Below are 14,419 nucleotides of genomic sequence, written 5' to 3' on the forward strand. Positions count from 1 at the left end.
CCCGTTGATATCAGCCCTGGGGGCTTGTCGCTTTGATTGGTCAGGCGATGGCGAGCTCGGCGCCGGTGAGCCGGCGGTAGGCGTCGCGGTAGCGCAGGCTGGTGGCCTCGATCACGCTCTGCGGCAACGGCGGCGGCGGCGCCTCGCCGTTCCAGCGCCCGGCGCGGCGCTCGGCGTCGAGATAGTCGCGCAGCGGCTGCTTGTCGAAGGAGGGCTGCGAGCGGCCCGGCTGATAGGCGGCGGCGGCCCAGAACCGCGAGGAATCCGGCGTCATCACTTCGTCGATCAGGATGATGCGGCCCTCGGCGTCGCGGCCGAATTCGAATTTGGTATCGGCGATGATGATGCCCTGCTCGCGGGCGATGGTCTCGCCCTGAGTGTAGACCGCGCGGCTCATGCTCTCCAGCATGTAGGCGGTCTCGGCGCCGATCAGCTCGGCCATCCGCGTCACCGTGATGTTCTCGTCGTGGCCGGTCTCCGCCTTGGTGGCCGGGCTGAAGATCCACGGCTCGAGCTTGGCGCTTTCAAGAAGCCCCGCCGGCAGCGTCTCGCCGGCCAGCGTGCCGGAGGCGGAATATTCCTTCCAGGCCGAGCCGGTGAGATAGCCGCGGATCACGCATTCGATCGGAAACACCGTGGTGCGGCGGCACAGCATGGTGCGGCCGGCCAGTGCCGCGCGGTGCGCAGCGAGCTGCGGCAACGCTTCGATGATGGCGTCGATGTCGGCGCTGATCATGTGGTGCGGCACCACGCCGCCGAGCTGGCCGAACCACCAGGCGCTGAGCTGGGTCAGCACCGCGCCCTTGAACGGGATGGTCTCGGCCATCACCACGTCAAAGGCGCTGATCCGGTCGGTGGTGACCAACAGCAGGCGGTCGTCGCCGGCATCATAAATGTCGCGGACCTTGCCGCGTCCGATTTTCGGCAAGGGCAGATCGCTGGACAGCATCGTCGACATGGGCAGGACTTTCAGGAGCGCGCGCTTGCCGACGGAGCGGTCGGCGCACGGTCATTCCGGCAGCGGAATGAATTCGGTTTCGTTCGGCACGGCGGCGAAGCGGCCGGACTTCCAGTCCTGCTTCGCCTGTTCGATGCGCTCTTTACTGGAGGAGACGAAATTCCACCAGATGTAGCGCGGGCCTTCCAGCGCGTCGCCGCCGAGAAACATCATCCGGGTTGGCAGCGTCGCGCGCACGGTGATGCGGTCGCCGGGGCGGAAGACCAGAAGCCGCGGCGCTTCGAACCGCTCGCGCGCGATCTCGACTGCGCCTTCGACCAGATAAATCGCGCGTTCTTCGTGGTCGGGATCGAGCGGGACGCTGATTCCAGCCTCGACGCTGACTTCGGCGTAGAACCACGGCGACACCATCGCCACCGGGGATTGCAGGCCGAAGCCGCGGCCCGCGATCAGCCGCGCCGAAATGCCGCGGTCGGAATAGGTCGGAAGACTCGCCGCGGCGTAGTGCTGGAACGACGGCGCAATCTCCTCGGCGCCCTGCGGCAGCGCGATCCAGCTTTGCAGGCCGAGCATGTTTTGGCCGTCGCGGCGCGGGGCGTCCGGGGTACGTTCGGAATGCGCGATGCCGCGGCCGGCGGTCATCAGGTTCATCGCGCCGGGCTCGATGTCCTGGACGTTGCCCTCGCTGTCGCGATGCCGGATCCGGCCGTCGAACAGATAGGTGACGGTGGCGAGCCCGATATGCGGATGCGGCCGCACGTCCATGCCTTTGCCGGCGATGAACTGCACCGGGCCGAAATGATCGAAGAAGATGAAGGGGCCGACCATCTGCCGCTTGCCGTGCGGCAGCGCGCGGCGGACCAGAAAGCCGTCGCCGAGGTCGCGGGTGCGCGGCACGATCACCAATTGCAGCGCGTCGCAGGAGGCGGGATCGCCGAGCACCGGATCGTTGTCGGGCATCCAGCTCATCGCGCGCCTCCGGGTTGCACCTGTTGCGAGGCATTATCGGCTGTTGCGTCAGCCGAGACAAGCCGGCGTCCAGTGTCCCGGACGCGGTGCAGCGCGTTAGCGCTGCGCGGCGAGCCGGGACCGTTGCAAGGGCTGCGGCCTGCCGCGAGCGTCGCAAGCGCTGCCGCCGTAACGGCCCCGGCTCTGCAGCGCACCACGCCGCAACAGCGGCGCGGTGCACTGCGTCCGGGGCACGGAAAACATCAACACAAGATGATCAAGCAGGATTGAGTGGGACGCCGGTGCTCCACAAACAGCCGTCATCGCCCGGCTTGACCGGGCGACCCCGTATTGCAGAGCGGCTGCGATGAACGCGGGCGCTCTGGGATACTGGGTCCCCCGCTTTCGCGGGGGATGACCGTTGGTTGGGTAGCAGCGCGGTGCCCGAGCCGGGAAACTACTTCGCCGCCAGCGCCGCGGCGCGTTGCTTTTCGGCGGCGGTTTCGGCTTCGTCGACGGTCTTCAGCGCGTCGGGCTGCGGCATCGAGATGATGTTGTAGCCGGAATCGACGAAGTGGATTTCGCCGGTCACGCCGCTCGACAGATCCGACAGCAGATACAGCGCCGAGCCGCCGACCTCGTCGATGGTGACGGTGCGGCGCAGCGGCGCGTGGCGCTGCTGGTAGTTGAACATCTGCCGCGCGTCGGCAATGCCGGCGCCGGCCAGCGTGCGGATCGGGCCGGCGGAAATCGCGTTGACGCGGACGCCCTGCGGGCCGAAATCCGAGGCGAGGTAGCGCATGCTGGCTTCCAGCGCGGCCTTGGCGACGCCCATCACGTTGTAGTTCGGCATCACCCTCGTCGAGCCGCCATAGGTCAGCGTGACGATCGAGCCGCCCTGCGGCATCAGCAGCGCGGCGCGCTTGCAAAGTTCGGTGAAGGAGAAGCAGGAGATCACCATGGTGCGGGAGAAATTCTCCCGCGTGGTGTCGGCGTAGCGGCCCTTCAGCTCGTTCTTGTCGGAAAAGCCGATGGCGTGGACCAGAAAGTCGAGCCCGCCCCATTTTTCACGCACCGCCTCGAACAGCGCGTCGACGCTGCCGATGTCTTCGACGTCGCAGGGCAGCACCAGTTCGGCGTTGAGCGATTGCGCCAACGGCTTGACCCGCTTGCCGAGCGCATCGCCCTGATAGGTGAAGGCGAGCTCGGCGCCCTGCGCCGCCAGCGCCTTGGCGATGCCCCACGCGATCGAATGATCGTTGGCGACCCCCATGATCAAGCCGCGCTTGCCCTGCATCAATTGTTGCATATTTCGTCGCTTTCTCGGCTCGGGCCCTCATCCTGAGGAGCCCGGCGGAGCCCAAAGGGCGGAGACGGGCGTCTCGAAGGATGAGATGTTCAATATCCCATGGTCAGAGACGGCGCCCAGAGCGCCTCCTCACCATGAGGGATCACTGCCCGCGGTGGGTCCCGCAAAGGGCGGGGAGAGGTTCAGAGAACTTACGCGTCCATCCGCTTGAAAACCAGCGTGGCGTTGGTGCCGCCGAAGCCGAACGAGTTGGACAGCACGGTGCCGACTTTGACGTTGTCGATCCGCTTGCGCACGATCGGCATGTCGGCGAACACCGGATCGAGTTCGGTGATGTTGGCGCTTTCGCAGATGAAGCCGTTCTGCATCATCAGCAGCGAATAGATCGCCTCCTGCACCCCGGTGGCGCCGAGCGAATGCCCGGTCAAGGCCTTGGTGGCGGAGATCGGCGGGCAGGCCTCGCCGGTGCCGAACACCGCGCGGATCGCCTGCATTTCCGGCGGATCGCCGGCCGGCGTCGAGGTGGCGTGCGGGTTGATGTAATCGATCTTGATGCCGCCGGTGGTGGCGAGCGCCATCTTCATGCAGCGCTCCGCACCTTCGCCGGACGGGGCGACCATGTCGTAGCCGTCCGAGGTGGCGCCGTAGCCGATGATTTCGCCGTAGATCTTGGCGCCGCGCGCCTTGGCGTGTTCGAGTTCTTCCAGCACGATGACGCCGGCGCCGCCGGCGATCACGAAGCCGTCGCGCGACACGTCATAGGGCCGCGACGCGGTCGAGGGCGTGGCGTTGTATTTCGAGCTCATCGCGCCCATCGCGTCGAACAAGTTCGACAGCGACCAGTCGAGCTCTTCGCAGCCGCCGGCGAACACCACGTCCTGCTTGTTCCACTGGATCATCTCGTAGGCATTGCCGATGCAATGGTTCGAGGTCGCGCAGGCCGAGGAGATCGAATAGTTGACGCCCTTGATCTTGAACCAGGTGGCGAGCGTCGCCGACGCGGTCGAGCTCATCGCCTTCGGCACCGCGAACGGGCCGACCCGCTTCGGGCCCTTGGTGCGGGTGATGTCGGCGGCTTCGACGATGGTGCGGGCGCTGGGTCCGCCGGAGCCCATGATGATGCCGGTGCGGACGTCGGAGATTTCCTCCGGGGTGAGCCCGGAGTCCTGGATCGCCTGCTCCATCGCGACGTGGTTCCAGGCGGCGCCCTCGCCGAGGAAGCGCATCGCGCGGCGGTCGACGGTGTCGGCCGGGTTCAGCGTCGGCTGGCCCTGCACCTGGGAGCGGAAGCCGAGCTCGGCGAATTTTTCGGCACGGGTAATGCCCGACTTCGCCTCGTGAAGGCTGGCCAGCACTTCCTGCGTGTTGTTACCGATCGACGAGACAATGCCCATCCCCGTGACCACAACCCGTCTCATGATCGCCTCGTCCATTCCATTATCGTTGCAGGGTCAATTATCGTTGGAACCCAGAGTCGGTGAAGCCGGATTTTCGTAGCAGCCGGCCCCCGGTTAGCACGCCTGTCTCGCAGCAGCCTGTCGAAGTGATGGCCACCGTGTGGCGGAACCCGGCCCGATCACGCCGCCGGCTGCACCGCCGCGGTCTGTTTGAACAGGCCGACCTTCAGATCCTTGGCCCGATAGAAGATCTCGCCATCGGCGGACAACGTGCCGTCGGCAATGCCGAGCCACAGTTTCGAACGCATCACCCGCTTGATGTCGATATTGTACACGACCTTCTTGATGTTCGGTTGAACCTGGCCGGAAAATTTCAGTTCGCCGAGGCCGAGCGCGCGGCCGGGGCCGATGCCGCCGGACCAGCCGAGGAAGAAGCCGACCAATTGCCACATCGCGTCGAGCCCGAGGCAGCCCGGCATCACCGGGTCACCTTTGAAATGGCAGCCGAAGAACCACAGGTCGGGCTTCACCTCGAGTTCGGCGCGGATCAGCCCCTTGCCGAATTCGCCGCCGGTCTCGGAAATCTCGGCGATGCGGTCGAACATCAGCATCGGCGGCAGCGGCAGCTGGGCGTTGCCCGGGCCGAACAGCTCGCCGCGGCCGCAGGCCAGCAGATCCTCATATTCGTAACTGGCGCGTCGATCCCGCATGCTGCGTTACCTTTTCAATTTCGAAGTGTTCCAGCATGTGCACGGGTCCGCGCCCGAGGGCGGCGAAGATCCTCAAAGCGAGTGCCGCCAATGGCTTCGCGCCGGGCACGAAGCCTGTTTTTAGCAAGACCTGCTTTCCGCTTCTGCTGAATGCGTCAAAGCGAACGGGCGCTCTCTATCACAGCCGTGTGACACCGCAAAGCGGCTAACCACGGGGTTGTCCTAGGCATATCGTCCGACGGCTCGCAGATGCGAAAAACTTGCACGAGGGTCTAATGCTTCTTATAGTCAAGTCGGACTTACACAACGGGGCGGATGCCGACGTGGATATGCGAGACAGCAGCGAAAGCTTCGGGTTCTTCCGGGCCGAACCGGCGGCGGAGGACACCCCTCATCAGCAGCATGCGCAGCTGACCGGCTGCCCGTGGCACGACGTCAACGAAATGCTGCAATCGGTCGGGCTGCGGCCGACCCGGCAACGGATGGCGCTGGGCTGGCTGTTGTTCGGCAAGGGCGCGCGGCATCTCACCGCCGAAATGCTGTACGAGGAAGCCACCCAGGCGAAGGTCCCGGTGTCGCTCGCGACCGTCTACAACACCTTGAATCAATTGACCGATGCGGGGCTGCTGCGGCAGGTCAGCGTGGACGGCACCAAGACCTATTTCGACACCAACGTCACCCAGCACCACCACTTCTACCTCGAGAACAACCACGAGCTGGTCGACATTCCGGTCACCCACGTCTCGATGCAGAACCTGCCGGCGGTGCCGGCCGGCTACGAGATCAGCCGGGTCGACATGGTGGTGCGGCTGCGCAAGATCAGCTGAGCGGCGCGCGAGCGCTGCTAGGGGCTGCTCGGTGACGACTGGTGGACGTTGAGCTTTTGTTCGATCAGAGCCTCGATCCGCTTGATATCGAGGCCGTGGCGCGTGCTGTCTGCCTGCAGTCGCGCCAAGCGCTCGCCTAATTGATCCAGGCCTTCCACCGGCTCGGGACCGCGATTGGCGTAGGCCACGGGCATCACCCCACTTACCGATGCGGCCAGCTTTGCGCTTCCTTTGAGGTGACCCGCCGGCATCGAAGTGCCATTGGTGACTGCTGCCGAGGTCGCAGGTTTCCTGGGGTATGTGCGGTCGATCCAGCGCGACATAAACCAGCCGAACAGGCACATCGCCGCGACGCCGATGGCCGGCCACGCCAGAACCATGATGTCATTGTGCGTCATCCGGGTCATCCAGTTTTCGGAGAAACCACTGACCTGACCAATGTAGGAGCCAGGAGCCGCCGATGCAAATAATCGGCAGTCCATCCAGAAGGTTGGAGTTCCGCGGCGGATCGCCAATCCCGTAAATCGTCACCGCCAAGGGCGTGAAAACGCCGACCGTAATGAGGGCTGCCGATACGGTGTTGAACCAGTTCGCAATCAGTTTGACGCTTTCGCTCCGAGCCTGGCCAGGCATTCCGCCCTCTCAATCCACCTTTTCGTCGGCGTAGACGCCCCACAGCCGCTCCTGCTGGATCCAGCCGTCGAAGCCGGTGCCGATCACCCGGCACCAGCCCTGCGCGCAGCGCTTGACCTGGGTCACCACGCCGGCCTGCAGCCGTGCCGCCACCGGGCTGGTGGCGCTGGCGCTGTCGTAAAGCGGCGCCAACTCTTCCTTGCTCTTCATCGTCACCACCGCGGTGCGGCGGCCGGACAGCAGCGAATGATAGACCCAGCCCTCGGCGCCTTCGGAATCCCGCACCCGGCGCCAGTTCTCGTATTCGGCGGTGATTTCCACCGGCAGCCCGGAGCGGGTGTAGACCCAGGCGACGTCATTGTCCTTGGTCGGGCCGGCGCGGACGTTCACATGGTCGGATTTCAGGCTGACATAGCGCGGGATCGGCAGGCCGCTGGCCGAAGTCGGGACGGCATTCGTCGCCGCCTGCCCGGCGCTCGCCGCACAGCCCAGCACCGCGCCCGCCAACGCCAGAGAAACCATCAACTGCCTCAACGCCATCGCCCCGTCTCCTGCCGCGCGCTACTTCAGTCTTGAGGAAAGGCGGCCGCCGCCGCCGGCGACCGTCCGCGGGGTCCGCCCGTTGCTGCGACGCATCCCGCGTAGTTGCCGCGAATCCGGCGGTTTCGAATGTCGGGACTTAAGCCCTCTTGGGTTCTTGTCTTGGCCCGGCCTTCTGCTAGAGAGGACCGACCGTCGGCAGCCCGCGACGACGGCCGCTCCGCAAACCCATGGGCCACCGCTCGAAATTGCCGCGATCGCATTGCGCTGCAGTTTCCAGCAACCGGGTTAATGAGACCTGAACGCGACGCGTCGGATTGTTCGGGTTGGCGGATCCAACCGGCAGCCGACGGGCGGGCAGGTCGGCCGGGGCGAGCGACAACTCGCCTGAGAACTGGGGCTTGACGGCGTTGCGGCAGGGACGAAGCAGGCTTCGCCGCACCAGCTGCGGCCCGTTGAGAGCAGGACATGTCGGTTAAGAAAAAGCCTCTGGTTGTCGTCACCCGCAAGCTGCCGGACTCGATCGAGACCCGGATGCGCGAACTGTTCGACGCCCGCCTCAACCTCGACGACGAGCCGATGAGCCCGGAGGCCTTGGCCGAGGCGGTGCGCACCGCCGACATTCTGGTGCCGACCGTCACCGACGAACTCACCGAAGAGATTTTGCAGCAGCCGGACTGCCGGCTGAAGCTGATCGCCAATTTCGGCAACGGCATCGACAATATCAACGTCGCGGCGGCGCACGCCCGCGGCATCACGGTGACCAACACCCCGAAAGTGCTGACCGAAGACACCGCCGACATGACCATGGCGCTGATTCTGGCGGTGCCGCGCCGGCTGATCGAGGGCGCCACGCTGTTGACCGAGGGCAAGGACTGGGCGGGCTGGTCGCCGACCTGGATGCTGGGGCGCAGGCTCGGCGGCAAGCGGCTCGGCATCATCGGCATGGGCCGGATCGGCCAGGCGGTGGCGCGGCGCGCCCGCAGCTTCGGGCTGCAGATCCATTATCACAACCGCCGCCCGGTGGCGCCGAAGATCGCCGACGAATTGAGCGCGACCTATTGGGAGAGCCTCGACCAGATGCTGGCGCGGATGGACATCATCTCGGTGAACTGTCCGCACACGCCCGCGACCTTCCATCTGCTGTCGGCGCGGCGGCTGAAGCTGATCCGCAAGGACGCCTATGTGGTGAACACCGCGCGCGGCGAGGTGATCGACGAGGAGACGCTGACCAAGCTGATCGAGTCAGGCGATATCGCCGGCGCCGGGCTCGACGTGTTCGAGAACGAACCCGCGGTCAATCCGAAGCTGGTGCGGCTCGCCAAGCAGGGCAAAGTGGTCTTGATGCCGCATATGGGCTCCGCCACCATCGAGGGCCGGGTCGAGATGGGCGAGAAGGTGATCATCAACATCCGCACCTTCCTCGACAATCACAAGCCGCCGGACCGCGTGCTACCGCATATGCTGTGAGGCTTGCTGTCCCGGCCCCCGCGCGTTTTCACCCTCCCCCTCCAGGGCAGGCTGAAGAGACGGCGCTTCTTCCCCGCTTCCGCCACTGCGCCACGAAGCCGATGAATGCCGCCAGCGCCGGCGGCGGTTGGCGCCGGCTCGGATAGTACAAGAACGGCCCGGGAAACCGCTCGCACCAGTCGTCGAGCACGCCGACCAGCGCGCCCGAGGCGATGTCGTCCCGGACGTAGCCCTCGAAGGTCGCGAAGAAGCCCAGCCCATCCCGCGCGGCGCGGATCGCCAATTGGGAATAGCTCGCCACCAGCGGCCCGCGCGGCATCACCCGGACCACGCGGCCGGCCTTCTCGAATTCCCAGTCCGGCGTGGCGCCGCTTTCGAACCGGATCCGGATGCAGCACTGCGCCAACAGATCCTGCGGCTGCTGCGGGGCGCCATGCTGCGCAACATAATGCGGCGACGCCACCACCACGAAGCGCTCCGGCGGCCCCAGCGACACCGCGATCATGTCCTGCGCCAGATGCTCGCCATAGCGCACGCCGGCGTCGAAGCCGGCTTCGACGATGTCGATCAGCGAGGTCTGCGCCACGATCTCCAGTTCGATCTGCGGATAGGCCTGCAGGAACGGCGTCACCATCGGCGCCAGCACCAGATCGACCGCCGGCGCCGGGGCGTTGATGCGCAGCCGCCCGGCCGGCACGTCGCGCAACCCGCGAACCTGGTCCAGCGCCGCGTCGACGTCGTGCAGCGCCGGACCGACCCGCGCCAGCAGCACCTCGCCGGCCTCGGTCAAGGCCACGCTGCGGGTGGTGCGATTGAGCAGCCGCACCCCCAGCCGTTCCTCGATGTCGCGCAGCCGCTGGCTCAGGCTGGACACCGAGACGCCGCTTTCCAGCGCGGCGCGGCGGAAATTCTTGGTGCGGGCGACCGCGACGAAGGCGGCCAGATCGCGAAGGTCGAGGTCGGACATTGTGCGCCATACTGAACAAGCCTTTCGGCATTGTCCAGCTTATCGTCGCCTCATCGCCGCGCCATATCAGTCAGGCAAACGGCGCGGATCGCCCCGCCGCAGCTTTCGGAGACTGATCATGGACAAGCGCGCACTCGGCCGAACTGGCCCCACGGTTTCGGCCCTTGGACTGGGCTGCATGGGCATGTCGGATTTCTACGGCCCGGCCGACCGCGGCGAGAGCATGGCCACGATCCATGCCGCGCTCGACGCCGGCATCACCTTGCTCGACACCGGCGATTTCTACGGCATCGGCCACAACGAACTGCTGATCCGCGAGGCGGTGGCCGGCCGCGCCCGCGACAGCTTCGAACTCAGCGTCAAATTCGGCGCGCTGCGCGATCCCGCCCGCGGCTTCACCGGCTATGACGGCCGTCCGCTGGCGGTGAAGAATTTTCTGGCTTATTCGCTGGGCCGGCTCGGCGTCGACCATATCGACATCTACCGTCCGGCACGGCTCGATCCCAACGTGCCGATCGAGGACACCGTCGGGGCGATCGCCGAGATGGTGCAGGCTGGCTATGTCAAACATATCGGGCTGTCGGAAGTGGGAGCCGACACCATCCGCCGCGCCGCCAAGGTGCACCCGATCGCCGATCTGCAGATCGAATATTCACTGCTTTCACGCGGCATCGAGGCCGACATCCTGCCGACCTGCCGCGAGCTCGGCATCGGCGTCACCGCCTATGGCGTGTTGTCGCGCGGCCTGATCAGCGGGCACTGGCAGAAGGACCACTCCGCTCCGCGCGACTTCCGCAGCGTCAGCCCGCGGTTCTCCGGCGCCAATCTCGACGCCAATCTGGCGCTGGTGGAGCGGCTGCGCGAGGTCGCCGATGAGCTGCAGGTTTCGGTGGCGCATCTGGCGAAACTCGCCAGCGCGTTCCCGCCCGACGTCGCCGCCGGCGGCCGCTATCCGGCGGATCACCTGGTGCATCTCGACAGCGAGAAGCGCAAGACGGCGTAACGACGAGTGCACGTGTCCCGGGCGCGGTGCGGCGCGAAGCGCTGCTCCGCAGGCCCGGGACCGTTCCAAGCGTTGCGTTTCGTAACGGCCCCGGCTCTGCAGCGCACGCCGCCGCAAGAGCGGCGTCGTGCGCCGCGTCCGGGGCACGCATCAAGTTGCCCTCATTCGTGGCCGCTTAAATCCACGATCGTTGGCTGATCGCCGTTCAAGGGATTTTCCGGGTCGCGGTTGTAGCGCAAGGTTTCGAACCGCATCGCGCGGGCGTCGATCATCAAGAGGCGGCCGACCAGGCCTTCGCCGAAGCCGACGATCTCGCGGATCGCCTCCAGCGCCATCATCGAGCCGAGCACGCCTGCCAACGCGCCGAGCACGCCGGCCTCCTGGCAGCTCGGCACCGTGCCGGGTGGCGGCGCTTCCGGAAACAGGCAGCGATAGGTCGGGTTGAGTTCGCCGTCGGCATTCCTCTCATGCGCGCGGATCGTGGTCAGCGAACCGTCGAACACCCCGAGCGCGCCGGTGATCAGCGGCTTCTTCGCCAGATAGCAGGCGTCGGAGACCAGATAGCGCGTGGAAAAATTGTCCGAGCCGTCGAGCACCATGTCGTAGCCGCCGATCAGCGCCAGCGCGTTGTCGGCGTCGATCCGCATCGGGTGGCGGACGAAGCGGACATGCGGATTGAGCGCGGTGATGCGGTCCTCGGCGCTGTCGACCTTGCTGCGGCCGATGTCCGGCGTGGCGTGGATGATCTGGCGCTGCAGGTTGGACAGCGACACGGTGTCGTCGTCGACCACGCCGAGCTTGCCGATTCCGGCCGCCGCCAGATACATCAGCGACGGCGCGCCGAGCCCGCCGGCGCCGATCACCAGCACGGAAGCCGCTTGCAGCTGCGCCTGGCCCGGGCCGCCGACCTCGCGCAGCACGATGTGACGGGCGTAGCGTTCGAGTTCGTCGCCGCTCAGCATGATGGAAGACACCTTGTCATGAACCCGCGCCATGCTGTCGCCGACCAAGCATTTGTGCTTAGCTGCGCGGCAGACGCAGGCAGGAATTGTCATGAGAACGATGCTCGCCGCAACCCTGATGATCGCAGCCGCGGTCGGCAGCGCCATGGCGCAAACGCCGGCGCCGGCGCCAGCCACCAATGGTAGCAAGCCGAAGCCGGTCGCCACCATCGCGATCCGCCCGGGGCTGCAGACCCCGGCCGACACCGCCAGCGCCATGGCGCAGGCCGAACGCACCGCAATTCAATCGGATCTGGCATGGGCCGGGCATTACAACGGCGCCATCAACGGCGAGGTCTCCGAGCGCATGGTCGGAGCCATCAAGGCGTTCCAGACCGACCGCGGCGGCAAGCCGACCGGCGTGCTCAATCCGCAGGAGCGCGGCACCTTGGCGGAAGTCGCCAAGAAGGCGCATGACAATGTCGGCTGGAAACTGGTCAGCGATCCTGTGACCGGCGCGCGGCTCGGGCTGCCGCTGAAGCTGGTGCCGCAGCAGGTGAGCGACGCCAATGGCGCGAAATGGAGCTCCGCGACCGGCACCATCCAGATCCTGCTCAGCCGCCGCAAGGAGGCCGAGCCCTCCACCGCCAAGCTCGCCGCGCAGGAGAAGAAGGAGCCGGCCGGCCGCAAGGTCGAGTACAGCGCGGTGAAGCCGGATTTCTTCGTGCTGTCGGGGACCCAGGGGCTGAAGAAATTCTACGTCCGCGGCGCCTTCAAGGACGCCGAGGTCCGCATCCTCACCATTCTCTACGACCAGGCCACCGAGGGCACCATGGAGCCGGTGGTGATCGCGATGTCGAGCGCGTTCACGCCGTTTCCGGCGGGCGCGCAGGCGTCCGGGCCGCCGCCGCGGAAAGCGGTAGAATATTCCACCGGCGTGGTGGTCGGCGCCGACGGCGCGATCCTCGCCGACCGCCAGGCAGTCGACGGCTGCCAGGCGATCGTGGTCGACGGCCTCGGCCGCGCCGAGAAGGTCGCCGAGGACAAGGCGCACGATCTGGCGCTGCTGCGGGTCTATGGCGCGCAGGGGCTTGCGCCGCTCGGGTTCGGCAGTGGCGCCGCCAAGCCGAGCGTCGAACTTTTCGGCATCGCCGATCCGCAGAGCCAGGGCGGCGGCTCCGCGGCGAGCAGCGTGCGGGCGCAGATCGCCCCGGTCGGTGCCGGCCGAGATCTGGCGCTGACGCCGGCGCCGGGGCTGGGATTCTCCGGCGCTGCAGCGGTCGATGCCGACGGCAGATTCGCCGGGCTTGCGCTGTTGAAGCCGGTGCTGTTCGCAGGCCCGGCGAATGGCGCCGCGCCGGCGCAGGCGATGCTGGTGCCGGCCGATGTGGTGCGCGGTTTCTTGAAGGACAACGCGGTGCCGGCGGCCGCCGCCGCCGCCGGCGACGCCAAGGCGTCGGTGCTGCGGCTGATCTGCGTGCGGAAATAGCGGACGGCAGCGCCATCGAACTTGGCGCAGGCCGGCGAGTTGGGCGGAGCGCTCAACTCAAATAAGCTGTCATCCCGGGGCGCGAGCAGCGAAGCTGCGAGCGAACCCGGGATCTAGTATTCACCGCCCTGGAATACTGGATTCCGGGTTCGCTTGGCCTCTCGCGCCCCGGAATGACAGCTGTTTTTTGGTCGTCCGTGAAGATCCCGGACACGCGCCGATTTAGGCGTATTGCATCGATCCGATGACGCGGCAGAGCGCGGCGAACAGGGCGCGCAAAAGCCGTTCGAACCAGCGCAGCAGCAGGTGGAAGTTGAAGCCGGCGGCGGCGAGCACGGCGTTGGCGCGGTCACCATCGCGTCCCTTGAGATAATTGCGGCCCATGCGGTGGTCGGCCTTGAGATGACCGATCACCGGCTCGACCGCGGCGCGGCGCTTCATCTCGCGGCGGATGGCCTTGGTGACGCGGCGGACCTGGCCGGAGATCCAGACCTTGAAGCGGTTCGGATAGCTGTGGCCGCGATAGCCCTTGTCGACATGGATGCGTTCCACCTCGACGCCGGTCTGGGTTTGCAGATCGGCGATGATCGGCCCCAGCGTGTGGCCGTCGAACGGATTGCCGTGCAGCGCCTTGGCGTGCAGCACGAACTGGCCGCCCTTCGGCGCGGTGACCGGGGTGATCACCGAGACCTTGCAGCCGAACTCGTATGGCTTTCGCGCCTTGCCCTTGCCGATGCATTCGACCTCCGGGGCGTGCAGCGCATAGACCTTCTGGCCGCGCTGGCGATGATCCTGCTGCATCACCCGAACCGCGAGATCGAGCAGCGGCGCGAAGCGATCTTCAAGCGCGGCGTTGCCCTCGATCTTGCGGCGGATGTCGCGGATGATCCGCCCGAGCCTGGTGCGCAGGAATTTCAGTGCGCGATGGGCGCGCTTGAACTGATGCGCGTGGGTGTAGCGCCCGACCATGATCGCGGCGCGCTTGGCGAGCCGCAGATAGCTTTGCCGCAGCGCCACGCCCTCGCGCTTGGCCAGATCGACCAGCTTCTGGATCGCCCGGTGGGTGAGCCGGGCGTCGGTCGGATGCGCGATCGCCTTCTCCTGCACGGTGGTGTCGACCACCACCCGCTGCAGATCCTTGGTCTGCAGCGCGCCTGCGCGATGCGCCACCGAAAGGCTCTCCTGCAACAGCGCCGCGAGTTGCTCTTCGCCCAGCCGCTTGCGCCA

The 14,419-nt window shown here is 66.6% G+C and carries 15 protein-coding genes; 4 read left to right on the forward strand and 11 right to left on the reverse strand.

Translation table 11 applies throughout. From position 1 onward, the window contains the following. Window positions 1–40 precede the first annotated feature (40 nt). The 5 genes from HNR60_RS12190 to fabA form a co-directional block, all read right to left on the reverse strand. Window positions 41–958 carry a phosphoribosylaminoimidazolesuccinocarboxamide synthase gene (locus HNR60_RS12190; RefSeq protein ID WP_184257797.1) on the reverse strand — a complete coding sequence of 306 codons (918 nt, stop codon included), beginning with the start codon at window positions 956–958 and terminating at the stop codon, window positions 41–43. Window positions 959–1,009: 51 nt separating this feature from the next. Further along, window positions 1,010–1,927, reverse strand: a complete 918-nt coding sequence (locus tag HNR60_RS12195; RefSeq protein ID WP_184257799.1) for a pirin family protein — start codon at window positions 1,925–1,927, stop codon at window positions 1,010–1,012. A 436-nt stretch (window positions 1,928–2,363) separates the two neighbouring features. Further along, entirely contained in the window at window positions 2,364–3,215 is an 852-nt protein-coding gene (fabI, locus tag HNR60_RS12200; protein ID WP_184257801.1) for an enoyl-ACP reductase FabI, read from the reverse strand. 191 nt (window positions 3,216–3,406) lie between these two features. Further along, complete coding sequence (gene fabB / locus HNR60_RS12205; protein WP_184257803.1) at window positions 3,407–4,633, reverse strand: beta-ketoacyl-ACP synthase I; 1,227 nt, start codon at window positions 4,631–4,633, stop codon at window positions 3,407–3,409. Window positions 4,634–4,791: 158 nt separating this feature from the next. Further along, window positions 4,792–5,322, reverse strand: coding sequence for a 3-hydroxyacyl-[acyl-carrier-protein] dehydratase FabA (fabA, locus tag HNR60_RS12210; protein WP_184257805.1), 531 nt, complete (start codon window positions 5,320–5,322; stop codon window positions 4,792–4,794). 329 nt (window positions 5,323–5,651) lie between these two features. Between fabA and irrA the strand changes: the two genes are divergently transcribed. Then, entirely contained in the window at window positions 5,652–6,149 is a 498-nt protein-coding gene (irrA, locus tag HNR60_RS12215) for an iron response transcriptional regulator IrrA (protein WP_184257830.1), read from the forward strand. A gap of 17 nt (window positions 6,150–6,166) precedes the next feature. On the opposite strand, the gene HNR60_RS12220 is transcribed toward irrA, so the two are convergent. The 3 genes from HNR60_RS12220 to HNR60_RS12230 are packed head-to-tail and all read right to left on the reverse strand — an operon-like array spanning window position 6,167 to window position 7,322. Continuing rightward, entirely contained in the window at window positions 6,167–6,547 is a 381-nt protein-coding gene (locus HNR60_RS12220) for a hypothetical protein (RefSeq protein WP_184257807.1), read from the reverse strand. Next, window positions 6,534–6,782, reverse strand: a complete 249-nt coding sequence (locus HNR60_RS12225; protein WP_184257809.1) for a hypothetical protein — start codon at window positions 6,780–6,782, stop codon at window positions 6,534–6,536. Before HNR60_RS12225 ends, HNR60_RS12220 begins: the two co-directional genes overlap by 14 nt. 9 nt (window positions 6,783–6,791) lie before the next feature. Continuing rightward, window positions 6,792–7,322, reverse strand: coding sequence for an SH3 domain-containing protein (locus HNR60_RS12230; RefSeq protein ID WP_184257811.1), 531 nt, complete (start codon window positions 7,320–7,322; stop codon window positions 6,792–6,794). Window positions 7,323–7,790: 468 nt separating this feature from the next. Here HNR60_RS12230 and HNR60_RS12235 point away from each other — a divergent pair, with 468 nt between their 5' ends. Beyond that, complete coding sequence (locus HNR60_RS12235) at window positions 7,791–8,792, forward strand: 2-hydroxyacid dehydrogenase (protein WP_184257813.1); 1,002 nt, start codon at window positions 7,791–7,793, stop codon at window positions 8,790–8,792. A 28-nt stretch (window positions 8,793–8,820) separates the two neighbouring features. Here HNR60_RS12235 and HNR60_RS12240 read toward each other — a convergent pair whose 3' ends face one another. Beyond that, complete coding sequence (locus HNR60_RS12240; protein ID WP_184257815.1) at window positions 8,821–9,759, reverse strand: LysR family transcriptional regulator; 939 nt, start codon at window positions 9,757–9,759, stop codon at window positions 8,821–8,823. Window positions 9,760–9,877: 118 nt separating this feature from the next. Here HNR60_RS12240 and HNR60_RS12245 point away from each other — a divergent pair, with 118 nt between their 5' ends. Then, entirely contained in the window at window positions 9,878–10,762 is an 885-nt protein-coding gene (locus HNR60_RS12245) for an aldo/keto reductase (RefSeq protein WP_184257817.1), read from the forward strand. Window positions 10,763–10,923: 161 nt separating this feature from the next. Here the strand turns inward: HNR60_RS12245 and HNR60_RS12250 are convergent, their stop codons facing one another. After that, window positions 10,924–11,724: a HesA/MoeB/ThiF family protein gene (locus HNR60_RS12250; protein WP_184257832.1), complete on the reverse strand. Its 801-nt coding sequence runs from the start codon at window positions 11,722–11,724 to the stop codon at window positions 10,924–10,926. Between the two features lie 91 nt (window positions 11,725–11,815). On the opposite strand from HNR60_RS12250, the gene HNR60_RS12255 reads away from it, so the two are divergent. After that, window positions 11,816–13,192 carry a serine protease gene (locus HNR60_RS12255; protein ID WP_184257819.1) on the forward strand — a complete coding sequence of 459 codons (1,377 nt, stop codon included), beginning with the start codon at window positions 11,816–11,818 and terminating at the stop codon, window positions 13,190–13,192. Between the two features lie 222 nt (window positions 13,193–13,414). Here the strand turns inward: HNR60_RS12255 and HNR60_RS12260 are convergent. Continuing rightward, window positions 13,415–14,419 (reverse strand): IS5 family transposase (locus HNR60_RS12260; RefSeq protein ID WP_184257821.1); only part of this gene is annotated, 1,005 nt, incomplete at its 5' end.

It is taken from the genome of Rhodopseudomonas rhenobacensis (genome assembly GCF_014203125.1).
GTDB lineage: Bacteria > Pseudomonadota > Alphaproteobacteria > Rhizobiales > Xanthobacteraceae > Rhodopseudomonas_A > Rhodopseudomonas_A rhenobacensis.